Origin of the sequence: Siccirubricoccus phaeus (assembly GCF_008360935.1) — a bacterium.
GTDB lineage: Bacteria > Pseudomonadota > Alphaproteobacteria > Acetobacterales > Acetobacteraceae > Siccirubricoccus > Siccirubricoccus phaeus.
This window is the reverse complement of the sequence record NZ_SRXO01000002.1, coordinates 450,901-473,248: the sequence shown is the minus strand read 5'-3', so window position 1 is coordinate 473,248 and position 22,348 is coordinate 450,901. Positions and strand designations below refer to the sequence as shown.

General features: G+C 72.1%; 21 protein-coding genes and 1 other RNA gene. 14 read left to right on the top strand and 8 right to left on the bottom strand.

The features are described 5' to 3' along the window. Positions 1–94: 94 nt before the first annotated feature. From fsa to E5N76_RS04560, 6 genes are all read left to right on the top strand, one after another. A complete protein-coding gene (fsa, locus tag E5N76_RS04585; RefSeq protein WP_149536105.1) occupies positions 95–751 on the top strand; it encodes a fructose-6-phosphate aldolase in 657 nt (218 codons plus the stop codon). 2 nt (positions 752–753) lie between these two features. Continuing rightward, positions 754–1,431: a DUF484 family protein gene (locus E5N76_RS30940; RefSeq protein ID WP_149536104.1), complete on the top strand. Its 678-nt coding sequence runs from the start codon at positions 754–756 to the stop codon at positions 1,429–1,431. Between the two features lie 244 nt (positions 1,432–1,675). Continuing rightward, a complete protein-coding gene (locus E5N76_RS04575; RefSeq protein WP_149536103.1) occupies positions 1,676–2,608 on the top strand; it encodes a tyrosine recombinase XerC in 933 nt (310 codons plus the stop codon). A gap of 283 nt (positions 2,609–2,891) precedes the next feature. Beyond that, positions 2,892–3,128, top strand: a complete 237-nt coding sequence (locus tag E5N76_RS04570) for a zinc-finger domain-containing protein (protein WP_149536102.1) — start codon at positions 2,892–2,894, stop codon at positions 3,126–3,128. Positions 3,129–3,330: 202 nt separating this feature from the next. Next, on the top strand, positions 3,331–6,189 hold the full coding sequence (gene polA, locus E5N76_RS04565) for a DNA polymerase I (protein WP_149536146.1): 2,859 nt from the start codon (positions 3,331–3,333) through the stop codon (positions 6,187–6,189). Between the two features lie 264 nt (positions 6,190–6,453). Further along, positions 6,454–8,685: a hybrid sensor histidine kinase/response regulator gene (locus E5N76_RS04560; RefSeq protein ID WP_149536101.1), complete on the top strand. Its 2,232-nt coding sequence runs from the start codon at positions 6,454–6,456 to the stop codon at positions 8,683–8,685. Here the strand turns inward: E5N76_RS04560 and E5N76_RS04555 are convergent. The 3 genes from E5N76_RS04555 to E5N76_RS04545 all read right to left on the bottom strand — a co-directional run bounded on the left by E5N76_RS04555 (position 8,672) and on the right by E5N76_RS04545 (position 10,267). Next, positions 8,672–8,962 (bottom strand): phosphoribosylamine--glycine ligase, encoded by a 291-nt coding sequence (locus tag E5N76_RS04555; RefSeq protein WP_149536100.1) that lies wholly within the window; start codon positions 8,960–8,962, stop codon positions 8,672–8,674. The genes E5N76_RS04560 and E5N76_RS04555 overlap by 14 nt on opposite strands. 11 nt (positions 8,963–8,973) lie before the next feature. Beyond that, a complete protein-coding gene (gene nudC / locus E5N76_RS04550; RefSeq protein ID WP_149536099.1) occupies positions 8,974–9,900 on the bottom strand; it encodes an NAD(+) diphosphatase in 927 nt (308 codons plus the stop codon). Positions 9,901–9,967: 67 nt separating this feature from the next. Beyond that, positions 9,968–10,267 carry a YHS domain-containing (seleno)protein gene (locus tag E5N76_RS04545; RefSeq protein ID WP_149536098.1) on the bottom strand — a complete coding sequence of 100 codons (300 nt, stop codon included), beginning with the start codon at positions 10,265–10,267 and terminating at the stop codon, positions 9,968–9,970. A 589-nt stretch (positions 10,268–10,856) separates the two neighbouring features. On the opposite strand from E5N76_RS04545, the gene ffs reads away from it, so the two are divergent. The 5 genes from ffs (at position 10,857) to E5N76_RS04520 (ending at position 15,782) form a co-directional block, all read left to right on the top strand. Then, positions 10,857–10,955: signal recognition particle sRNA small type (gene ffs, locus E5N76_RS04540), an RNA gene on the top strand. Between the two features lie 50 nt (positions 10,956–11,005). After that, positions 11,006–13,009, top strand: coding sequence for a DNA polymerase III subunit gamma/tau (locus E5N76_RS04535; protein WP_149536097.1), 2,004 nt, complete (start codon positions 11,006–11,008; stop codon positions 13,007–13,009). A gap of 9 nt (positions 13,010–13,018) precedes the next feature. Next, positions 13,019–13,342 carry a YbaB/EbfC family nucleoid-associated protein gene (locus tag E5N76_RS04530; RefSeq protein ID WP_149536096.1) on the top strand — a complete coding sequence of 108 codons (324 nt, stop codon included), beginning with the start codon at positions 13,019–13,021 and terminating at the stop codon, positions 13,340–13,342. Positions 13,343–13,498: 156 nt separating this feature from the next. Beyond that, positions 13,499–14,095, top strand: coding sequence for a recombination mediator RecR (recR, locus tag E5N76_RS04525; RefSeq protein WP_149536095.1), 597 nt, complete (start codon positions 13,499–13,501; stop codon positions 14,093–14,095). A gap of 241 nt (positions 14,096–14,336) precedes the next feature. Further along, entirely contained in the window at positions 14,337–15,782 is a 1,446-nt protein-coding gene (locus E5N76_RS04520) for a calcium-binding protein (protein ID WP_149536094.1), read from the top strand. 58 nt (positions 15,783–15,840) lie between these two features. Here E5N76_RS04520 and E5N76_RS04515 read toward each other — a convergent pair whose 3' ends face one another. From E5N76_RS04515 to E5N76_RS04495, 5 genes are all read right to left on the bottom strand, one after another. Then, positions 15,841–16,023 (bottom strand): CsbD family protein, encoded by a 183-nt coding sequence (locus E5N76_RS04515; protein WP_149536093.1) that lies wholly within the window; start codon positions 16,021–16,023, stop codon positions 15,841–15,843. Between the two features lie 85 nt (positions 16,024–16,108). Continuing rightward, complete coding sequence (locus E5N76_RS04510; protein WP_149536092.1) at positions 16,109–17,122, bottom strand: amino acid ABC transporter substrate-binding protein; 1,014 nt, start codon at positions 17,120–17,122, stop codon at positions 16,109–16,111. 200 nt (positions 17,123–17,322) lie between these two features. Further along, on the bottom strand, positions 17,323–17,913 hold the full coding sequence (locus E5N76_RS04505; protein WP_149536091.1) for a helix-turn-helix domain-containing protein: 591 nt from the start codon (positions 17,911–17,913) through the stop codon (positions 17,323–17,325). Further along, on the bottom strand, positions 17,910–18,833 hold the full coding sequence (locus tag E5N76_RS04500) for a PDR/VanB family oxidoreductase (RefSeq protein ID WP_149536090.1): 924 nt from the start codon (positions 18,831–18,833) through the stop codon (positions 17,910–17,912). Before E5N76_RS04500 ends, E5N76_RS04505 begins: the two co-directional genes overlap by 4 nt. Positions 18,834–18,867: 34 nt before the next feature. Continuing rightward, a complete protein-coding gene (locus tag E5N76_RS04495) occupies positions 18,868–19,368 on the bottom strand; it encodes an MOSC domain-containing protein (protein WP_149536089.1) in 501 nt (166 codons plus the stop codon). A 148-nt stretch (positions 19,369–19,516) separates the two neighbouring features. Here E5N76_RS04495 and E5N76_RS04490 point away from each other — a divergent pair, with 148 nt between their 5' ends. The 3 genes from E5N76_RS04490 to E5N76_RS04480 all read left to right on the top strand — a co-directional run bounded on the left by E5N76_RS04490 (position 19,517) and on the right by E5N76_RS04480 (position 22,307). After that, positions 19,517–20,605, top strand: a complete 1,089-nt coding sequence (locus E5N76_RS04490) for a TRAP transporter substrate-binding protein (protein WP_149536088.1) — start codon at positions 19,517–19,519, stop codon at positions 20,603–20,605. Positions 20,606–20,830: 225 nt separating this feature from the next. Further along, a complete protein-coding gene (locus E5N76_RS04485) occupies positions 20,831–21,613 on the top strand; it encodes an ABC transporter ATP-binding protein (RefSeq protein ID WP_149536087.1) in 783 nt (260 codons plus the stop codon). Beyond that, positions 21,597–22,307, top strand: a complete 711-nt coding sequence (locus E5N76_RS04480) for an ABC transporter ATP-binding protein (RefSeq protein ID WP_149536086.1) — start codon at positions 21,597–21,599, stop codon at positions 22,305–22,307. The genes E5N76_RS04485 and E5N76_RS04480 overlap by 17 nt, the downstream gene beginning before the upstream one ends. Positions 22,308–22,348 lie beyond the last annotated feature (41 nt).

Here is a 22,348-nt window from a genome sequence, read left to right as displayed (position 1 = left end):
AGCTATCCTGCCTAGAACAAAGCTGAAACAATCTACCCGTGATCCCCCTGCCCAAAGAGCCCTGCGGGCACCCGGCCAAAGGACTGCGCAAGCGATGAAATTCTTCGTGGACACCGCAGAGGTCGCGGATATCCGCGCGCTGGCCGAAAGCGGGCTGGTGGATGGCGTGACCACCAACCCGAGCCTGATCGCCAAATCCGGCCGCCGCATGGCCGAGATCATCGCCGAGATCTGCGCCATCACCCCGGGTCCGGTCTCGGCCGAGGTGACCGCCACGGAATATGAGCCGATGCTGGCCGAGGGTCGGTATCTCCGCGGCATCGCCCCCAACGTCGCGGTGAAGGTGCCGCTGACCGAGGCCGGGCTGCGCACCTGCCGGGCGCTCTCGGAGGAAGGCACGCTGGTCAATGTCACCCTCTGCTTCTCCCCGGCCCAGGCGCTGCTGGCGGCGAAGGCGGGGGCCGCCTTCATCTCCCCCTTTGTGGGAAGGCTGGACGACATCGCCACGGACGGCATGCAGCTCATCGCCGATATCGTGAAAATATACCGCAACTACCCGCATTTTAAGACTGAAGTCCTGGTGGCGTCCATTCGCCACCCGATGCATCTGGTGGAGGCCGCGAAGCTCGGCGCCGGGGTTGCCACCCTGCCGCCTTCGGTCATCCGCCAGCTCCTCAAGCACCCGCTGACGGATCGGGGGCTTGAGGCCTTCCTGGCCGATTGGCGCAAGACCGGCCAGAGCATCCTGTAACCATGCCCCTCTCCGAAGCCTCGCTGCTGCCGGTCCTTCCCGAGACCGGTCAGCCGACCGCCCAGGCGGTTGCCGAATTCCTCCTCCTCCATCCGGACTTCCTGGCCGAGCGGCCGGAGCTCTATCGGGTGCTGGAGCCGCCGAAGCGCGTGCATGGCGAACGCCTGGCCGACCATATGGCGGCCATGCTCTCCGCCGAGCGCCGTCGGGCCCGCAGCCTGGAGGCGGAGATCGATGCCGCCGTCACCGCCGGCCGTGCCGGCCATGGCCTGACCATCCGCGTCCGCCTCGCCGTGCTGGCGCTGATGCGCACCAATGACGTGGTGGATACGGTGACGCAGGAGCTGCCGGCGCTGCTCGGCATCGAGACCTGCACGCTGATGAGCGAGAAGCCGGACCGCCGCGGCATCCTGCCGCTGCCGCGCGGCACCGTCTCCCGCCTGCTGCCGCCAGGGCGGGATGCGGTGGTGCGGGCGACGCCGGCCGGGGAGGCGGAGCTGCTGCACCAGGAGGCCGCCGCGCTGGTCTGCCGCGACGCGCTGGTGCGGGTGCCGTTCTGGACCGGCCACCCGACCCTGCTGACCCTGGGCGCCCGGGATGCGGCGGCGCTGCCCGCCCGCCAGGCCCTGGCCACCCTGGCCTTCCTCGGCCGGGCCGTGGCGGCGGCGCTCTCCCGATAGCGCTCCCCACCACGGCGCTGCGTGCCGCCATGGGGACGCCTTGTTCCCCACGAGGCCGCTGGCGCGGCTCCGTGGGGCAGCCCGGGAGAGGCTGCTTTCCCTCAGTTCCGCACAGCCTCCGCGGCAAGGCCGCGACAGGCGCCGGGCGGCATGATCCGGGACAGCCGCCCCCCGCCCGGCCTGCGAATTGGACAGGCCGGGGGCGGTTCGGAAATCCTCGCCCGATGACCCGAATCGCCCGCCCATGACCGGCGCCGAGGCCCGGGCCCGCTACCTGGATTGGCTGGCCCGGGAACGCCGCGCCGCGGCCCATACGGTCGAGGCCTATGGCCGCGACACCGGGGATTTCCTCGCCTTCCTCACCGGCCATCTGGGGGAGGAGCCGGATGCCGCCGCCCTCGCCACGCTGCGCGCCGCCGATCTGCGCGGCTTCCTCGCCGCCCGTGCCGCGGCCGGGGCCGGCCCTGCCACGCGGGCGCGGCAGCTTGCGGCCATCCGCGGCTTCCTGCGGCATCTCGGCCGCAGCCAGGGCCTGCCGGTGCCGGCGCTGGGCGGGCTGCGCGGGCCGCGGCTGAAGCCGCCCATCCCCCGCGCCCTCACCGCCGCCCAGGCCAGGGAGGTGGCCACCGATATCGGCCAGGTGCACGACCCGCGCCGCGCCGAGGCGCCGGCCGAGCAGGCGGCCCGCGACACGGCGCTTTTCACCCTGCTCTATGGCTGCGGATTGCGGCTCGGCGAGGCGCTGGCGCTGGATGTGCGCGACGCCCCCCTGCCGGGCAGCGAGGCGGGGCTCCGGGTCCTCGGCAAGGGGTCCAAGCCCCGGCTGGTGCCGGTGCTGCCGGTGGTGCGGCAGGCCATCGCCGCCTATCTCGCCCTGCGCCCCGGGGCGCGGCCGGAGGAGCCGCTGTTCCGCGGCGCCCGCGGCGCCAGGCTGGACCCGGCGGTGGCGCAGCGCGCGCTGCGGCATTACCGCCGCCTGGCCGGGCTGCCGGAACATGCGACGCCGCATGCGCTGCGGCATTCCTTCGCCACCCATCTGCTGGGCGGCGGGGCCGATCTGCGCAGCATCCAGGAGCTGCTGGGGCATGCCAGCCTCTCCACCACCCAGCGCTACACGGCGGTGGATGCGGCGGGGCTGCTGGAGACCTGGCGGAAGGCGCATCCGCGGGCGGGGTGAGCGGGGGCTCCGCCCCCGAACCCCCGCCAGGGGCGCTGCCCCTGGACCCCGCCGGGGAGGGGACCCCTCCCCGGACCCCGGTGCGAGTCGGCAGGGTCGAACCTCGGGTCTGAAACTCAGACCGGGATCGGTCCGGTCCCTGGTGGCGGTTGGCGGCACTGCTGCCAAGGGGGGCAGCGCTCCCTGTCGGGGGTTTCGTGGGCGGAGCCCCCGTGTGCACTGGCCCGCACCGCCCACCCCCGGTAAACTGCCCCGCACCCAAGGATCTTCCACGAGGAGCGCGATGCGCGACGCCAAACAGACCGGCTACGCGCCGAAGCCCCTGCCCGGCATCACCCCGGTGCAGCGGATCGAGGTGACCAGCCGCAGCATCCCCTGCGACGGCGAGATCGGCGTCGGCGGCCTCGGCCATCCCCGCGTGTGGCTCCGCATCAATGACGGCGAGACCGAGGTGTGCTGCCCCTATTGCTCCATCACCTATGTGCTGAAGCCGGGCAGCGGCGGAGGCGATCATCACTGAGGACGGTGCCGCGCCGCCCGACGCGGGGCGGCCGGAGGCGGTGATCGCGGAGCGGCCGGAGGCGGCGATGCCGGAATCGCAGGGTAGAGGTGCGGGAGCCATGGTGCCGGCCGAGGCTGCGGCGGCACCGGAAGCGCCCGGCCCGGCGCCCGAGGCGGGGCGGCCGCGCGGCCCCGCCGCGGAGCGGCATGGGTCCACCGCCATGGCGGAGGCCGTCGCCTCGCCCGAGGCGGTGCCGGTGACGCCGCCCGGGGCGAAGCACCTCGTGCTGATCGACGGCTCCGGCTACATCTTCCGCGCCTTCCATGCCCTGCCGCCGATGACGCGGCCGGACGGCACGCCGGTGAATGCCGTGTTCGGCTTCACCCAGATGCTCTCCCGCTTCCTGACGGAGCATCGCGGCAGCCACCTGGCCGTGGTCTTCGACCCCAGCCGCGTCACCTTCCGCAACGAGATCTACCCCGACTACAAGGCCCACCGGCCCGACCCGCCGGAGGAGCTGATCCCGCAATTCGCCCTGATCCGGGACGCGACCGCCGCCTTCGGCGTCGCCTGCATCGAGCAGCCGGGCTTCGAGGCGGACGACATGATCGCCACCTATGCCCGGATCTTCGCGGCGGAGGGCGGGGAGGTGACGATCGTCTCCTCCGACAAGGATCTGATGCAGCTCGTCCGCCCCGGCGTGAAGATGCTGGACCCGATCAAGCAGAAGCCGATCGGCGAGGCCGAGGTCTTCGAGAAATTCGGCGTGCCGCCGGAGAAGGTGGTGGAGGTGCAGGCGCTGATCGGCGATGCGGTGGACAACGTCCCCGGCGTACCGAAGATCGGCCCCAAGACCGCCGCCGAGCTGATCCAGGCCTATGGCGACCTGGAAAGCGTGCTGGCCAATACGGCGAAGATCAAGCAGCCGATGCGGCGGCAGAATCTCGAGCAGTATGCCGAGCAGGCGCGGCTCTCGAAGCGGCTGGTGCAGCTCATCGACCAGGCGCCGCTCTCCCTGCCGGTGGCGGCGCTGGCGGTCCGTCCGCCGGAGCCGGCGCGGCTTTCCGCCTTCCTCGCCGAGCAGGGGTTCCGCAGCGTCCTCGCCCGGATGGGCCTCGGCGAGGCGGCGGGGGAGTCCGGCACGCGGGCGCGCCAGGCGGCGATGGCTGCGGCCCAGGCCGCGCAGGTGGCGCAGCCCGCCACGCCCTCCCCCGGCCAGGCGCCCTTCGGCGACTACGCCACCGTCACCACCATGGAGGCGCTCGCCGCCTGGATCGCCGAGGCGGAGGCCGCTGGCGTCATCGGCCTGGATACCGAGACGGACAATCTGGACGCGCTGAAGGCCAATCTGGTGGGTGTCTGCCTCGCCACCGCCCCGGGCCGCGCCTGCTACGTCCCGCTGCGCCATGTGGCGCAGGGCAGCAGCCAGGGCGACATGCTGGCCGAGCCGGTGGCGGCGCCGCAGCAGATCCCCTTCGAGGACGCCATGGCGGCGCTGCGCCCGCTGTTGACCGACCCCGGCGTGCTGAAGGTGCTGCAGCACGCGAAATACGACCTGGAAGTGCTCGCCCGGCCGGAGAATGGCGGCATCGCCGTGACGCCGGTGGACGACACCATGCTGATCTCCTACGCCATGGAGGCGGGGAAGCACGGCCATGGAATGGATGAGCTCTGCATCCTCCATCTCGACCACCGGCCGGTCAGCTTCGATACCGTGACCGGCACCGGCCGCGCCCGCATCAGCTTCGCCGAGGTGGCGCTGGACAAGGCCACCGCCTATGCGGCGGAGGATGCCGACGTCACCCTCCGCCTCTGGCACATCCTGCGGCCGAAGCTGCGGGAGGAACGGGCGCTGGCCCTCTATGAGCAGGTGGAACGCCGCATGGTCGGCGTGCTGCGGGACATGGAGGTGGCGGGCATCAAGGTGGACGGCGCCGAGCTGGCGCGGATCGGCGAGGATTTCGCCGCGCGCATGGTGGCGTTCGAGCAGGAGATCCACGCGCTCGCCGGCCGCCCCTTCAATGTCGGCTCGCCGAAGCAGCTCGGAGAAATCCTGTTCGACGAGATGAAGCTGCCGGGCGGCCGCCGCAGCAAGCTGACCGGCGCCTGGGGCACCGATGCCAGCGTGCTGGAGGATCTCGCCGCCCAGGGCATCCCCCTGCCGCGCAAGGTGCTGGAGTGGCGGCAGCTCGCCAAGCTGAAGAGCACCTATGTGGAGGGGCTGGCCGCGGCGATCGACCCGCGCACTGGCCGCGTCCACACCGATTTCTCCATGGCCAACACCAGCACCGGGCGGCTGGCCTCCACCGAGCCGAATCTGCAGAACATCCCGATCCGCACCGAGGAAGGGGTGAAGATCCGCCGCGCCTTCGTCGCCGAACCGGGCCATGTGCTGCTCGCCGCCGACTACTCGCAGATCGAGCTGCGGCTGCTGGCGCATCTCGCCGACGTCCCGGCCCTGCGCGAGGCCTTCGCGCAGGGCCAGGACATTCACAGCCGCACCGCGGCGGACATCTTCCACCTGCCGCCCGATGCGGTGGACAAGGAAGCGCGGCGCCGCGCCAAGACCATCAATTTCGGCATCATCTACGGCATGTCCGCCTTCGGCCTCGCCGCCCGGCTCGGCATCGGGCCGGGCGAGGCGCGCAGCATCATCGATGCCTATTTCTCGCAATACCCCGGCATCCGCGATTCCATGGAAAGGCTGAAGGAGGAGGCACGGCTGCGCGGCTATGTCTCCACCTCCTTCGGCCGCAAGCTCTGGATCCCGGACATCAACGCCAAGGACATGGCGCGGCGGGCGGGTGCCGAGCGTGCCGCCATCAACGCCCCCTTCCAGGGCGGCGCGGCGGAGGTGATCAAGCGCGCCATGGTCCGCCTGCCCCAGGCGCTGCGCGACGCCGGCCTGGCCGCCCGCATGCTGCTGCAGGTGCATGACGAGCTGGTCTTCGAGGTGCCGGAGGCGGAGGTGGCAGCGACCGGCACCCTGGTGCAGCAGGTGATGGAAAGCGTCGCCGAGCTTCGCGTCCCGCTCGCCGTCGAGATCGGTACCGGCCATAGCTGGGCGGAGGCGCATTAGGCGGGGCAGCGGCGGAGTCGCGGCGGGGCCCCGGCCGCGCTGCCGGCAGCCGGCACCCCGGCGGGCCGCAGCGGGCGGCCCTCCGCCGGAAGCTGGCGGCATTGCCGCCGGGGGCAGTCCCATCTGCGCAACATTTCAGCGGCGGCATTGCCAAGGCTTCCGGATGGGGTCAGGATTCTCCTGAGAACATTTCGATCACAGGAAAATGAACAGCCTCCCGGCCGATGCCGCGCCATCGTGCGGACCCGTTGCGAGGAAGCCGTGATGCCGACGGAGCAGGACGTCCCGGGCCAGGCTGCGCGGCAGGCCGGCCCTGGCGCTGCGCCAGGGCGCGTGCCCTTCTCCCTCCGCATCCTCCTGGTCTGCTCCATCCTCGTCCCGCTGCTCGTCCTGATCGGCGCCGCTTCCTATGACCGGCAGCAATTGCACGAGGAGGCCCTGGCCGATGTGGACCGGCAATCCGCCATCGCCCGCGAGCATGCGCTGAAGGTGGTGGAAACCAGCGCCCTGGTGCTGGACCGCATCGAGGATCGGGTGCGCGGCATGGATTGGGCGCAGATCGACGCGGAAGGCGAAGCCATCCAGCGCTGGATGCTCTCGCTGGATGAGAGCGTGGCGCAGATGATCTCGCTGCACCTGGTCCGGCCGGACGGCAGGCTGGCGCTGCTCAGCATCGCCTGGCCGACGCCGCAATTCGACACCTCGCAGCGCGACTACTTCCCGGCGATGCGGAACGGGGCGCAAGGGCTGGTCTTCGGCCGGCCGCGGCTCTCCCGCCTCACCGGCATCGTCGGCTTCGTCGCCGGCCGCCCCCGCACCGCCCCGGACGGGAAATTCGACGGGGCGGTGATGGGCAACATGCTGCCCGCCTATTTCCGCGCCCAATGGCAGGCGCTGGACCCGACCGGCCGCACCAATTTCGCCCTGCTGCGCACCGATGGGCAGATCCTGGCCGCCTACCCTTCCAGCGGCGACGAGCTGTTCGAGGCGCCGGTGCCGGGCGAGGTGCCGGCCATGGTGCGCAACCCGCCGGAGACCGGCGCCGCCATCGCCCGCTTCGGCAGCCGCGGCGAATGGCTGACCGCCTTCCGTAAGGTGGGGGAGCATGGGCTGGTCGTCTCCGCCACCCGCTCCCTGGACCAGGTGGCGGCGGAATGGTGGCACAACACCGCCGTCACCGCCGTCACCTGTGCCTTCGTCGCCCTCGCCCTCAGCCTCACCACCCTGCTGGCCATCCGCCGCTGGCGCTCCGAGCAGCGGGTGCAGCTCCGCCTCTCCCAGACCGCGGACGAGCTGCGCGCCGAGATCGCCCGGCGCGAGGCGGCGGAGGCCGGGCTGATGCAGGCCCAGCGGCTGGAGGCGCTGGGGCGGCTGACCGGCGGCATCGCGCATGATTTCAACAACCTGCTCACCGCCATCCTCGGCACGGTGCATCTGCTGGAACGCCATATCGGCAGCGCGGCGGATGAGCGGGTGAAGAAGCTGCTGGGCGCGGCGCGGGACGCGGTGCAGCGCGGCGCCAAGCTGAATGCCAGCCTGCTGGCCTTCGCCCGGCGCCAGCGGCTGCACACCGAAAGCCTGGATGCGAATGAGCTGGTCCGCGGCTTCACCCCGCTGATCCAGCGCGCCCTGGGGGAGACCGTGACCCTGGCCCCGGTGCTGGAGACCGATCTGCCGGCCTGCCGCGCCGATGCCGCGCAGCTCGAGGCGGCGCTGCTGAACCTGGCGATCAATGCGCGGGACGCCATGCCGCGCGGCGGCACCGTCACCCTCACCACCCGCCTGGCACGGCTGGACCAGGCGCTGCTGGTCGGCAACCCGGATGCCCAGCCGGGCGAGTATGTCGCGATCTCGCTGCGCGATACCGGCACCGGCATGGCGCCGGAGGTGCGGGAGCGGGCCTTCGAGCCTTTCTTCACCACCAAGCCCCAGGGCAAGGGCACCGGCCTCGGCCTCTCCCAGGTCTTCGGCTTCGTCCGCCAGCTCGGCGGCCATGTGGCGATCGACAGCACGCCCGGCGAGGGCGCGGTGGTCACGCTCTATCTGCCGGTGGCGGAGGAGCCGCCGGCCCGCCCGGGCCCCCCTTTGCCCCCGCCCCCGGAGGGGGTGCCGACCCTGGCCCGCGCCTCGATCCTGGTGGTGGAGGATGATGAGCGGGTGCGGGACGTGGCGGCGGAGACGCTGCGCGATGCCGGCTTCCGGGTGATCGCGGCACAGGATGCGCTGGAAGCCATGGCGCTGCTCCGCCGCGGCGAGCAATTCGACGTGCTGTTCAGCGACATTGTCATGCCGGGCGGCATGACCGGCATCGAGCTGGCGCAGCAGGTGACGCGGCTCCGGCCAGGCATGCCGGTGCTGCTCGCCACCGGCTTCGCCGGCACGGTGGAAGGCAGCGCCAGCCATAACTTCGAAGTTCTGCAGAAGCCCTATGATCAGGCGGCGCTGGTCCGGCGGATCGCCGAGCTGGCCAAGCCGCGCAACTTCAGCGTGGCCTGACCGCCTCCACCCCGCCCGGGCTGGGCAGGCCGCGGGCGCGCAGGCAGTCCCGGAAGGCGCGGGCGCGGACGGTATGGGCCTCGGCCGCCAGCCTTTCCTGATTGTCCTGCCTGGCGGGGTTGGACTGGGCGTAGACCCGGCCGAGTTCCGGGCTGCGCTCCGCCTCGGCGCGGCAGGCGCGGTAGTCCGGCGGTTCCTGCTCCGGCGGCGCAGCGGGCCTGCCGCCGCAGGCCGCCAGCGCCAGGGGCAGGCCGAGGGCCAGGGCCAGCCGCCTCATACCCGACCGCCTCATGAATGGGCGATCCAGTCCTCGATCAGCCGGCGGGCGATGGAATCGGCCCGCGGCAGGCTGAAGCCATGCGCCGTCGGATCCAGGCATTGCGCCCGGCTGAACCAGCGGGCGTCGCGCAACTCCGTCGCATCGATGGTGATGGCCTCGCTCAGCGCCTCGGCATGGAAGCCGAGCATGATGGAGGAGGGGAAGGGCCAGGGCTGGGAGGAATGGTACCAGACCTCTCCCACCTCGATTCCCGCTTCCTCCAGCACTTCCCGCCGCACCGCTTCCTCCAGGCTCTCGCCCGGCTCCACGAAGCCGGCGAGGGTGGAATACATGGTGGTATTGGGAAAGCGGGTGGAATGGCCGAGCAGGCAGTGATCGCCGCGCACCACCAGCATGATGACGGCGGGGTCGGTGCGCGGGAAATGCTGCGCCCGGCAGCCGGTGCAGTGCATGACATGCCCGGCCGAGCCCGGCTCGCAGCCGGCGCCGCAGATGCCGCAGAAGCGGTGCCTGGTCCGCCAGTGCATCAGGCCGCGGGCATGGGCGAGGATGCTCGCCTCCCCGGCCGGCAGCAGGCCGGCGACGGCGCGCAGATCGGTGAAGCTGCCGATGCCTTCCGGCAGCAGCGGCAGCGGGTCCGCCGCCTCCGAGCAGTCCACGGCGAAGACCGGGCGGCCTTCCCAGAGGCCGAGGAAGGCCCAGGGCCCGCCCGCCATGCGCAGCGCCCCGGCGGCGGCGCCGGTGACGAGGAGCGCTTCCGGCCTGCCTTCCGCCACCCCCTTCATCAGGCTGCGGCTGCGCCAGACCGGGGCGAAGAGCGTCTCCGGATCGGCCAGGGCGGCGGCGATCCAGGCCGCATCCTCCCGCTTCAGGGCGGCGCGGTCGAGGGGGCTGCCGGTATAGGCGTTGGGGCGGCTGGCGGGGATGGAAAGCATGCGCCTGGGACCCTGCCACGGGGCCGGGGCGGCGGCAACCAGGGGCGGGCGGCGCGCCGGCCGGGCGCTATTCCGCGGAGAGCCGGGGCCAGTGGGCATCCGCCCGGGCGATCTCGCCCGGGATGTCCTGCGACCAGGCGTCCCGGATCGCCAGGCTGTAATTCAGGTAGAGCCGGCCATTCACCACGGTGAAGGCCTCCGGGTCGATGGGCGCGGTGTAGCCGCGGGCCATGCCATAGGCGCAGAAGCCGCCATAGGCCGGGGCGTAGCGCACCGGATCGGCCAGGAACGCCGCCCGGTTGGCGGCGGAAGCGAAGCGCCAGCGGGCGCTGCCCCACTGCGCGGTGAAGGCGGCCCGGCCCCGCACTGCCCGCCCCTTCCGTCTGGTAGGCCACGGCGTCATGGCCCTTCAGGGCGAGGCCGGCAGGGGCATTTTGCCGCTCCGCAGGGGTATTTTGCCGCTCCGCGAGGGCATTTTGCCGCTCCGCGGCGGAGGCATTTTGCCGCTCCGCGGCGGAGGCATTTTGCCGCTCCGCGGCGGAGGCATTTTGCCGCTCCGCGGCGGAGGCATTTTGCCGCTCCGCGGCGGAGGCATTTTGCCGCTCCGCGGCGGGGGCGCTGCGCCGTTCCGCCAGGGCGGCCTCCGGGGCCAGGAGCAATGCGGCCAGGACGATGCGGCGGACGGGCATGGCGGGTCTCCTCGGGCTGCAGCCCTGGCGCTGCTACGCCGAGGCGGGCGCAGCGGTTACCCGGCCGCCGATGGAAACCGCCCGGCGCGCCGCCGGCTCTCCGCCGTGGCGGCGACCATGCCGGAGACCGCCGGCCCGGGCCCGGCGGAGCAGCCGGCCGGAACCCGGCGCGGCTGCGCTGGGGTCGCCCGGCGGCACGGCGGATCCCGGGGATGTTTCGCCCCCGCCCATTGCGTCGGGGCGGGCGGGGCATGATATGGTGCCCCCGGAAGGTCGGCGGTGGACGGACTCCCCGCCAACCCGGTCAGGTCCGGAAGGAAGCAGCCGTAACGGGTTCTCGCCCGGGTCGCATGTCGGCCTTCCACCCCTTCTCCCTGCCCCTCGGCGGGCCCTAGCCAGGAAGCCGCCGCCCGCGCATGTCCTCCTCCCTCTTCGGCCCCTCCGACGCGCCAGAGGCCGAGGGCCTGCCCGAGCCGCCGCCGCCGGAGGGGCCAGGGCTGTTCGGGGATGCGCCGGGGCCGGCCGCGGCGCCGGCCGCAGATGCACCGGCCGCCCCGCCGCCGCCCGCCGCCCCCGTGCCGGCTGCAGCCGCGCCCGGGCAGCCGGCGCCGGCCCTCGCCGCCCCGGCCAGCGCTGCCCTTGCCCGGCCCGCCCCTGCCCAGGCGCCCTACCGGGTCCTCGCCCGCAAATACCGCCCGACCAGCTTCGCCGAGCTGATCGGCCAGGAAGCCCTGGTCCGCACCCTGCGCAACGCCTTCGCCCAGGACCGCGTGGCGCATGCCTTCATGCTGACCGGCGTCCGCGGCGTGGGGAAGACCACCACCGCCCGCATCATCGCCCGCGCGCTCAACTGCATCGGCCCGGACGGCCAGGGCGGCCCGACGCCGGAGCCCTGCGGCGTCTGCCCGGAATGCCAGGCGATCCTCGCCGACCGCCACCCGGATGTGCAGGAGCTGGACGCCGCCTCCAACAATGGCGTCGACGATGTGCGGGAGCTGCGGGAGCGGCTGCGCTACCGTCCCGCCCAGGGCCGCTTCAAGGTCATCATCCTGGACGAAGTCCACATGCTCTCCACGCCGGCGTTCAACGCGCTGCTGAAGACGCTGGAGGAACCGCCCGCCCAGGTGAAATTCATGCTGGCCACCACCGAGCTGCGCAAGGTGCCGGCCACCATCCTCAGCCGCTGCCAGACCTTCCACCTGAAGCGCGTGCCGCAGGCGGAGCTGCGCGCGCATTTCGCCCGCATCGCGGCGAAGGAGCAGGTGGAGATCGACCCCGAGGCGCTGGCCATGGTCGCCCGCGCCGCCGATGGCAGCGTGCGGGACGGGCTTTCCCTGCTGGACCAGGCCATCGCCCTGGGCGGGCCGGACGGCGCCGTCACCGCCGAGGCGGTGCGGGACATGCTGGGCCTGGCCGACCGCGCCCTGGTGCTGGACCTGATGGAGCAGGCCATGGCCGGGGATGTCCCTGCCCTGCTCGCCAGCCTGGAGCGGGCGCATGAGCGCGGCGCCGATCCGGGGATGGTGCTGCAGGACCTGCTGGAGCTGACCCATACCCTGACGCGGCTGCGCAGCGTGCCCTCGTTGAAGGACGACCCGGGCCTGACCGAGGGCGAGCGCAGCCGCGGCGCGGCGCTGGCGGCGAAGCTTTCCGTCCCTGTGCTGGGCCGGGCCTGGCAGATGCTGCTGAAGGGGCTCGGGGAGCTGGCCGGCGCGCCGGACCGCCGCGCCGCGGCCGAGATGGTGCTGATCCGCCTGGCGCATGTGGCGGAGCTGCCGCCGCCGGGCGATCTGGTGAAGCGGTTGATGGAAACCGGCTCGCTACCCGCCGGCGCCCCCCGCCCCGCCCCGAACGGCGGCGGCGGCGGGCTGCGCGCCGTCGCCGGCGGCGGCGCGGTGGCGGCCATGCCGGCCCCCGTGGCGGTGGCGCCGCCGCAGAGCTGGCGGGACGTCGTGGCGCTGGCCTCCGGCCGCAAGCCAATGCTGCATGCGCATCTGCTGCACAGCGTCCACCCCGTCCACCTCGCCCCGGGCCGGGTCGAGATCCGGGTCCGGCCGGATGCGCCGCGCGACCTCGCCGCCCAGCTCGGCACGCTGCTCTCCGAGCTGACGGAGACGCGCTGGACCGTGGCGCTGAGCAATGCCGAGGGCGAACCCACCCTGGCCGAGCAGGGCCGCCATGCCGAGGCGGAGCGGCTTTCCCTGGCCCGCGCCCACCCGCTGGTGCAGGCCGTGCTGGCCGCCTTTCCCGGCACGCAGATCGAGCGGGTGCGCGATGAAGGCGCCGATGATTACGGCCTGCCGCTGGTGCTGCCCGCCTCCGTCGAGGCGCCGGAGGTGGAGCCGGGCGATATCCCGCCGGCGGAATTGGAAGAACCGCCCGATTTCGACGATGTTCCCCCTCCGGACGAGGACAGGTAAGGCACGGCCATGAAGAATCTCGGTAACATGCTGAAGCAGGCGCAGCAGATGCAGACGCGCATGCAGGAAATGCAGGCCAAGCTGGACGCCACGGTGGTGGAGGGCATGGCCGGCGCCGGCATGGTGAAGGTGTCGCTCTCCGGCAAGGGCGATCTGAAGCGCGTCGCCATCGACCCCAGCCTGATGACGGCGGAGGATCGCGAGGTGCTGGAGGATCTGCTGGTCGCCGCCCATGCCGATGCGCGGCAGAAGGTGGAGGCGGCGATGGCGGAGGAGATGCAGAAGGCCACCGCCGGCCTCAACCTGCCCGCCGGCATGAAGCTCCCCTTCTGAATATCGCCCCGAAGTCGCTGCGCGCCTTCGTGGGGGCCGGAATCGCTCCCTGACCAGCGCCTCGCGCAGCCTGCCGCGGCGAAGCCGCGGCAGGGCAACAGGCAGCGATGGAAACAGCCGCCGTCCGCATGCCAGGACCGCCGACCGTGACAGCCGATGCCCGCCCCTGACCCCATCGAGCATCTGATCGGCCTGCTCGCCAGGCTGCCGGGCTACGGCCGGCGCAGCGCGCGGCGGGCGGTGCTGAAGATGCTGATGCGGCCGGAGGAGGCCATGCTGCCCCTGGCCGCCGCGCTGCGGGACGCCGCGGCCGCCGTCCGCCCCTGCCGGCTCTGCCGCAATCTGGACGACCAGGATCCCTGCCATATCTGCCGCGACCCGCAGCGCGACCGCTCGGTGATCTGCGTGGTGGAAGGCGTCGCCGAGCTCTGGGCGCTGGAGCGCGCCCATGCGCATCGCGGCCTCTACCACGTGCTGGGCGGCACCCTTTCCGCGCTGGGCGGGGTGGGGCCGGAGGATCTGGCGGTGCAGCCTTTGCTCGCCCGCATCGCGGAACAGGGGGTGGAGGAGGTGATTCTCGCCTTGCCCGCCACGGTGGAAGGCGCGACCACGGCGCATTTCCTCTCCGACCGGCTGCAGCCCAGCGGCGTGCGGGTGACGCGGCTGGCCCAGGGCGTGCCGATCGGCGGCGCGCTGGATGTGCTGGACGAAGGCACGCTGGCGGCGGCGCTGAAGGCGCGGCGGGCGGTCTGACGGCCCGCCTCCACCCACCTCGCCCCTGGCCGTGGCGCCGGGGGTATCCCTGCCCTGGGCCGAGGCCCAGGCAGGCAGCACCGCCGGGCCGCTGGCCATCGGGCCTTTGCGGGAACGCCCTGCGGCCCCTGCCCGGCCCGGACGGACGCCGCGCTGATGATGACGGCGTCGCAGTCTTTACGCCTTCACAACCGGCCCGTGCGACACTCCGCCCCGGCTTGCGAGATGTGAGGGCAAAAGATTGCCGACCCTTGGCACCAGCGCCGCGGACAGCCTGGTCGGCGGCGCCGACAACGACTCGCTCTCCGGCTTCGAGAGCAACGACACGCTGCTGGGCCTCGGCGGCGACGACTTCCTCATCGGCGGGCCGGGCAATGATTCCCTGGATGGCGGCAGCGAGAACGACGTCCTGATCGACGACACCGGCAGCAACACGCTGCTGGGCGGCACCGGGGACGACACCGTCATCGCGGCGGCACTCGCCTACATCAATGCCGGCGAGGGGAATGACAGCATCTTCGCCTCCGGCGCCGGCAGCTCGGTCCAGGCCGGGCTGGGGGATGACTGGATCTTCCTCGGCGCCGCCGCCACCGTCAGCGGCGGCGGCGGCATCGACAGCTTCTCCCTGCTCAGCACCTTCGCCTATCCCGGCGGCACGCCCGCCGCCCCGGTCATCGTCACCGATTTCATCGCCGGCGCCGGGGGGGACCGGCTTGACCTCGTCGCCTGGCTCGCCGGCCCCGCCACCGCCGGCTTCAACGGCGGCAACCCCTTCGGCGGCGGCGGCTTCCTCCGGCTGCGCCAGGAAGGCAGCGACACCGTCATCGACTGGGACAGCACTGGCGGCGCCAACGGCTTCGCGCCGCTGGTCCGGCTGCAGGGCGTCACCGCCGCAGCGCTGACGGCGGAAAATCTGGGATTTGCCCCGGATGGCAGCGAGGCAGGCCGGCAATTCCTCACCGGCACCGCCGGCCATGACAGCATCCTTGCCGGCGCCGGGGATGATTACGCGCTCGGCGGAGCGGGCAACGACACGCTGTCCGGCAGCGCCGGCAATGACGCGCTGTATGGCGAGGACGGCAATGACAGCCTGGATGGCGGCAGCGGTGCCAACACCCTGGCCGGCGGCACGGGCGAAGACACCTACATCATCCGCAGCGCCGCCGATGTGGTGGTGGAATTGCCGAATCAGGGCCAGGACACGATCCGCACCACCATCAGCCTGACCCTGCCCGGCAATATCGAGATCCTGGTGCTGGAAATCGGCGCCGGCGCACTCAGCGGCACCGGCAATGGGCAGGCCGACACGCTCATCGGCAATGAGAGCGCCAACACCCTGGATGGCGGCGACGGCGATGACCTGCTGCAGGGCGGCCCGGGCGCGGATCTGCTGGTCGGCGGCGCGGGCGACGACACGCTGATGGGCGGCTGGGCCAGCGATATGCTGGCGGGCGGCAACGGCCTGGATGTGCTGCTGGGCGCCATAGCTGATGCCGCCAGCGGCCTGATGGCCGGTGCCGGCACGGTGACGTTCATGTCGGGGCTGGCCGTCCTCGGCCCTCGGCCCGACAGCACCCATCTTCCCCCGGCCGCCGCCGATGATCTTTTCGGCACCCGGCAGAACCCGGAAGACGCTGCTCTCGGCGCATGGGCTGCGGGGGGCGCGGGCGACCAGGCCTTCGTCTGAGCCGGCACGCCGCGCCGGCGGGACGCGCCGGGCCGACGGCCCGGCGCGTCCTCGCCAGTTATTTATCTGCCGCGTCGCGCACGGTGTCCTTGGCGCCGCCGACGGCGCTCTGCACCTTGCCCTCGACCTTGTCAGCCTTGCCTTCCGCCTGCAGCTTCGTGTCGCCGGTCACCTTGCCGGCCGCGTCCTTCACGGCGCCCTTGGCCTGCTTGGCGGCGCCAGCGATGCGGTCCTTGTCCATGGCGTATCCCTTTCCGTTGCCGCCGCCCCTTGGCGACGGCTTCGGCAAGGAAAACGCCGCCCGGCGGCGGAAGGTTGCCGTGCGCTCAGCGGAAGGGGATGGCGTACATCAGCCCGCCCTTGGTCCAAAGGCCGTTGATCCCGCGCGCGAGCTTCAGCGGGCCGCCCTGGCCGACATTGCGCTCGAACACCTCCCCGTAATTCCCGACGGCGCGGATGGCGTTCGCCGCCCAGGCATTGTCCAGGCCGAGGCGGGAGCCGAATTCGCCGCTGGTGCCGAGCAGGCGCTGCGCGGTCGGGCTGCCGCTGCGGGCCTGTTCCGCCGCATTGCCCTGGGTGACGCCCAGCTCCTCCGCCTCCACCAGCGCGTAATGCACCCACATGACGATGTTGGACCATTGGTCGTCGCCATTGCGGGTGAAGGGGCCGAGCGGCTCTTTGCTGATCGTCTCCTCCAGCACCCGGTAGGCGGCCGGGTCGCGGGCGACGGTGAGGGCGCCGGCGAGGGCGCTGGCATCCTGCGTCATCGCGTCGCAGCGGCCGCTGAAGAAGGCCTCGTACATGGTGTCCACCCGCTCGAACACCACCGGCTGGAAGCGCAGGTTGCGGGCGCGGAAGACATCGCCGAGCGTCAGCTCATGCGTGGTGCCCTGGGCGACGCAGATGGTGGCGCCGTCCAGCTCCGCCAGCTTGCTCACATTGGCGTCGCGGCGCACGGCGAAGCCCTGGCCGTCGTAGAAATTCACCGGCCCCTGGTTCAGCCCCAGCGAGGCATCGCGCAGGAAGGTCTGGGTGCTGTTGCGGAACAGCACGTCGATCTCGCCGGTCTGCAGCGCGGTGAAGCGGGCCTGGGCGGTGAGGGGGACGAAGCGGACCTTCGTGGCGTCGCCCAGCACGGCGGCGGCGACGGCGCGGCAGTAATCCGCATCCAGGCCGCGGAATTCGCCGCGGCTGTCTGGCGCGGAGAAGCCGGCGAAGCCCTGGGAAACGCCGCAATTCAGCGTGCCGCGCTGCTTCACCGTCGCCAGGGTCTGCGCCTGCGCGGCGCCCCCGACGAGCAGGAACGCCGTCAGCAACCCGAACCAAATATGCCGTGTCATCGCATTCCTCCGTGGCGTGCAAGGCGGGGGTATCGCTGGCTGGAGGCCGGGTGTCGAGGGAGGGCTCTGCCCTCCCCCGAACCCCCACCCGCAAAGGGCCGAAAGGCCCTTTGAACCCTTGAGTTTTGCGGTTGGACCGTCGGGTATGGAACTCGAGCTTCAGAGGGAGTCGCGGCGCTGCCGCGACGCCCCCCTCGACCCTACCGCCTGGCCACCGCCACCAGCACCGCCGCCGGCGCCTCCCCGATCCGCCGCAGCCGGTGCGGCAGGTGGCCGGCGAATTCCGCCGCATCCCCCGGCCGCAGCATCAGGCTGCGATCGGCGAAGGCCAGCTCCACATGCCCGTGCAGCACGTAGAGCAGCTCTTCCCCCTCATGCTCATGCGGCCCGTCCTCGGCGAATTCCGTCGCCAGGTGGATGATGAAGGCGGCCAGTGGCGCACCGCCGGCGGTCAGCGCCTCCATGCCGTGCACGCCGGGCCCCGGCGCGCTGCGCCGCCGCCGCGCCGCGCGGGTGACGCGGACGGCGTCTTCCGGCAGCGCCTCCCCCAGCAACTCCGCCACCGGCACGCCCAGCGCGGCGGAGAGCCGCAGCAAAGTGCCGACCGAGGGCGCCTTGCGGCCGCGTTCGAGGCGGGAGAGGAAGCCCTTGTCCAGCCCCACCGCGGCGGCCAGGGCGTCCAGCGTCATTCCCCGCGCCAGGCGCAGGTGGCGGAGCTGCGGCCCCAGCACGCCGGCGCCGACCGAGGGCGCCTCCTCCTCCGTCATGCCGCGGCGTGGCGGCGCGCTCACAGATCCAGCACCAGGCGCGGGCCGGCGCAGCCGGCGACGCAGGCCATCAGGTACTCGCGACGCGCCTCCGGCTGCAGCACGCGGTCGCGGTGCAGCGGCGGGCCTTCCAGCCAGCGCACCTTGCAGGCGCCGCAGATGCCGCCCTCGCAGGAGGCCTCCACCTCCCCGCCCAGCGCCTTGATCGCCGGCAGCAGGGGGGCGCCGGCCGGCAGCTCCGCGCTGGCGCCGCTTCTGGCCAGCACCAGGGTGAAAGGGCGCGCCTCCGGGTCCGGCGGCAGGGGCGGCGGGACGAAATGCTCGACATGCGCCTGGCCCGACGGCCAGTCGCGCGTCGCAGCCTCGAAGGCCTCGATCAGCCCGTTGGGGCCGCAGCAATAGGCGTGCAGCCCGGGGGCCGGGGCGCCCAGCAGGTCCGCCAATGCCGGGCGCGGGGCCGCCGAGGTGTCGTGCAGCACGGCGTGCCGCGGCAGATGCCCCGGCAGGGGCAGGGCGCCGCGATGCAGCAGGTGCAGCACGTAATTGCCCCCTGCCCGCTCCAGCGCCGCCGCCATGCTGAGGAAGGGCGTGACGCCGATGCCGCCGGCGATGAAGACATGCCGCGTGGCATCCGGTGCCAGCGGGAAGGTGCAGCGCGGCAGGGAGACGCCGATTTCCGCCCCCACCTCCAGCGCGTCGTGCAGCCAGAGCGAACCGCCGCGCCCCGCTTCCTCCCGCTTCACCGCGACCACATAGCGGTCCTGCTGCGCCGGATCGCCGCAGAGGGAATAGGCCCGCACCAGCCCGTCCGGCGGGTGCAGGTCGATATGCGCGCCCGGCTTCTGCCGCGGCAGGGGCCAGCCCTCCGGGTCCATCAGCACCAGGCGGCGGATCCCCGGCCCGGCCGCCACCGCCTCCCGCACCACCGTCCGGATGAGCCTCATCGGGCGGGCTGCGCCGCCGCTTCCCCCGGCCGCTTCATGCGGGCCGGACGGCGTCGCCCACCCGCACCACGCCGCCTTCCAGGATGCGGCAATTGAGGCCGGAGCGGTTGATCATCGGGTCGAAGACCGGCTTTTCCAGGATCTCCTCGATATGCCGGCAGGGCACGGAAAGCCGCGTCGCCTCCAGCAGGCAGGCGCCGAGGCGGAAGCGGCGGCCGACCAGATGCGTCAGCGGCACGCCGCGCGTCGTCACGTTGCGGCGATGCTCTTCCGGCAGCAGCTCGATGCCGTGGTCGCGGCGGATGGCCTCCAGCGCCTCCGCCTCGAACAGGGTGACCTGGCGGCCTTCCTCCGGCTTGGCGGAGTAGAAGCCTTCCTCGATGCCCAGCATGTAGCGGTCGCCCTCGATCCCCCTGCCGGCGATCAGGGTGATCGCCTCCTGCGGCCGCATCGGCAGGAAGGCGCGGGCGGTGACGTGGAGATGGGCGACGACGCCGAGCCAGGTGGGGGTGACGGGCCCAGGGGCGTGGGACATGGAGTGCTCCCGATTTGGGCAACAGGTTGCCCGGTGGACAGCCGGATGCCATGCCGCGCCGGCCATTGCAAGGCTTTGCCGCTGGCATCCGGCTTGCTGTGGGGCAAGGGAACGCGCCGGACCGGGCCGGCCGCCGGAGACCCACGCCATGCAACGCCGCCGCCTCTTCGCCGCCGCCACCGCCGCGCCGGTGGCCTTGGCCACCCCTGCCCTGGCGCAGACCCTGCCGGAAATCCGCTGGCGGCTGACCAGCAGCTTCCCCCGTACCCTCGACATCACCTACTCCACCAGCGAGTACATGTGCCGCGCGGTCAGCGACATCACCGATGGCCGCTTCCGCATCCAGCCCTTCCCGGCCGGGGAGATCGCGCCCGGCCTCGCCGCCCTGGATGCGGTGCAGTCCGGCAGCGTGGAGATGGCGCATACCGGCGGGTTGTTCTTCACCGGCAAGAATTCGGCGCTCGCCTTCTCCACCACCGTGCCCTTCATGCTGAACGTCCGGCAGCAGCACGCCTGGTTCTTCCATGGCGGCGGCAACGAGATGCTGAACGCCGTGTACAAGGACTTCAACATCCACGCTTTGCCCTGCGGCAATACCGGCAACCAGATGGGCGGCTGGTTCAGGAAGGAGATCGCCAAGGCCGAGGATCTCCGCGGCCTGAAATTCCGCGTCGCCGGCCTCGCCGGCAATGTCATGCAGAAGGTCGGCGTGGTGCCGCAGCAGATCGCGCCCGGGGACATCTACCCGGCGCTGGAGCGCGGCACGATCGACGGCGTGGAATATATCGGCCCCTATGACGACGCCAAGCTCGGCTTCAACAAGGTGGCCCGCTACTACTACTACCCGGGCTGGGGCGAGGGCGGCGCCATCTTCCACGCCTATGTGAACCTGCAGAAATTCCAGGAATTGCCCCCCGCCTACCGCGCCGCCATCGAGACCGCCTGCACTGCCGCCACCAACTGGATGCTGGCGCAGTACGATTGGAAGAACGTCGAGGCGATGTACCGGCTGGTGGCGGAGGGCGTGCAGCTCCGCCAGTTTTCCAATGAGGTGATCGACACGCTCTACCGCGCGACGCAGGAGGTGTTCGCCGAGCAATCCGCGGCGAACCTGCAATTCAAGGCGATCCTCGACAGCCAGATCGCCTTCCGGGACCGGCATTTCGCCTATCACCAGGTCTCTGACTACGCCTTCGACAGCATGATGCTGCGGCTGCGGCGGCAGCAGGCAAGGTAGGCGCCGTCGCGATTTGTGGCTTGCGCCTAGCGTTGTGTTTTGTGGCTTGCGCCTAGCGTTGTGTTTTGTGGCTTGCGCCACGGGCGCGATCTCCGCTCCAATATCCCCATTCAAGGATAAGCCCCGGCCGGCCAAGCGCCGGGGCGGCAAGAATGGGGAGGTTGCGGCATGGTCCTTCCGGGCCGGCCCGTCCTGGCGTGCGCATCGCGCTGGGCGGCTTGAGTCGTGGCGCTGCTGGAGGTGGAGGAGGTGGTGGTGCGCTTCGGCGGCGTCACCGCCGTGGCCGGGGTCTCCTTCACGGTCGAGGACCGGCAGATCTGCGGGCTGATTGGCCCGAACGGCGCCGGCAAGACCACGCTCTTCAACGTCATCAGCGGCATCTACCGGCCGAGTGACGGCCTTGTGCGCTTCGCCGGCGAGGTGGTTACCGGCCAGCCGCGCCACCGCATGGCGGCGCTGGGGCTGGGCCGCACCTTCCAGAACCTGGCGCTGTTCCGCAGCATGAGCGTCAGGGAGAATGTGCTGGCCGGGGCGCATGCCGAGGGCCGCACCGGCTTCCTCGCCAATGCGCTGCGCCTGCCCGCGGCGCGGCGGGAAGAGCGGGCGGCGGCGGTGCAGGCGGCGCAGCTTCTCGCCCTGCTGGAACTCGACCATGTGGCGGAGGTGCCGGTGGCCGCCCTGCCCTTCGGCACCCAGAAGCGGGTGGAAATGGCCCGCGCCCTGATCTCCCGCCCCCGCCTGCTGCTGCTGGACGAGCCTGCCGGCGGGCTGAACCATGGCGAGGTGGATGCGCTGGCCGCGCTGCTGCGGGAGGTCGCCGCCCGCTTCCACTGCGCCATCCTGCTGGTCGAGCACCACATGAACCTGGTCATGCGCGTCTCCGACAAGGTGGTGGCGCTGGATTTCGGCCGGAAGATCGCCGATGGCACGCCGGCCGAGGTGCGCCGCGACCCTGAGGTGATCCGCGCCTATCTCGGCGATGGGGGCGGCCATGCCCGCGCTGCTTGAGGCGAAGGGGCTGACCGCCGGCTACGGCGCCGCGCCGGTGCTGCACGGGCTCGACTTCGAGGTGGAGGAGGGCGGCGTCACCGCGCTGCTCGGCGCCAATGGCGCAGGCAAGACCACCACCTTGCGCGCCGTCTGCGGCATGCTGCGCACCGCCGGCGAGATCCGCCTCGGCGGCCAGAGCATCGCGGGGCGGGCGACGGAGGAGATCGCCCGGCTGGGCCTCGCCCATGTGCCGGATGGACGCGGCACCTTCATGGAACTGACCGTGGAGGAGAATTTCCGCCTCGGCGCCTATATCCGCCGCGACCGCGAGGTGCAGGCGGATTTCGAGCGCATGTGGGCGTGGTTCCCCCGGCTGAAGCAGCGCTGGCGGCAGCAGGCCGGCACGCTTTCAGGCGGGGAGCAGCAAATGCTGGCCATCGCCCGCGCTTTGCTGCTGCGCCCCCGCCTGCTGCTGCTGGACGAGCCGAGCTTCGGCCTGGCGCCGCTGATCGTGCAGGAGATCTTCGCCATCATGCGCCGCATCCGCGAGGAGAGCGGCGTCGGCATCCTGCTGGTGGAGCAGAACGCCAACCTCGCGCTGGAACTCGCCGACCGCGCCTATCTGCTGGAGACCGGGCGCATCGTCGTCGCCGGCCCCGCCGTGGAGCTGCGCGAGGATGAGGCGATCCGCCATTCCTATCTGGGGTACTGAGGCCGTCCGATGATCGGAGCATCGCAGATGCAGAGATCTGA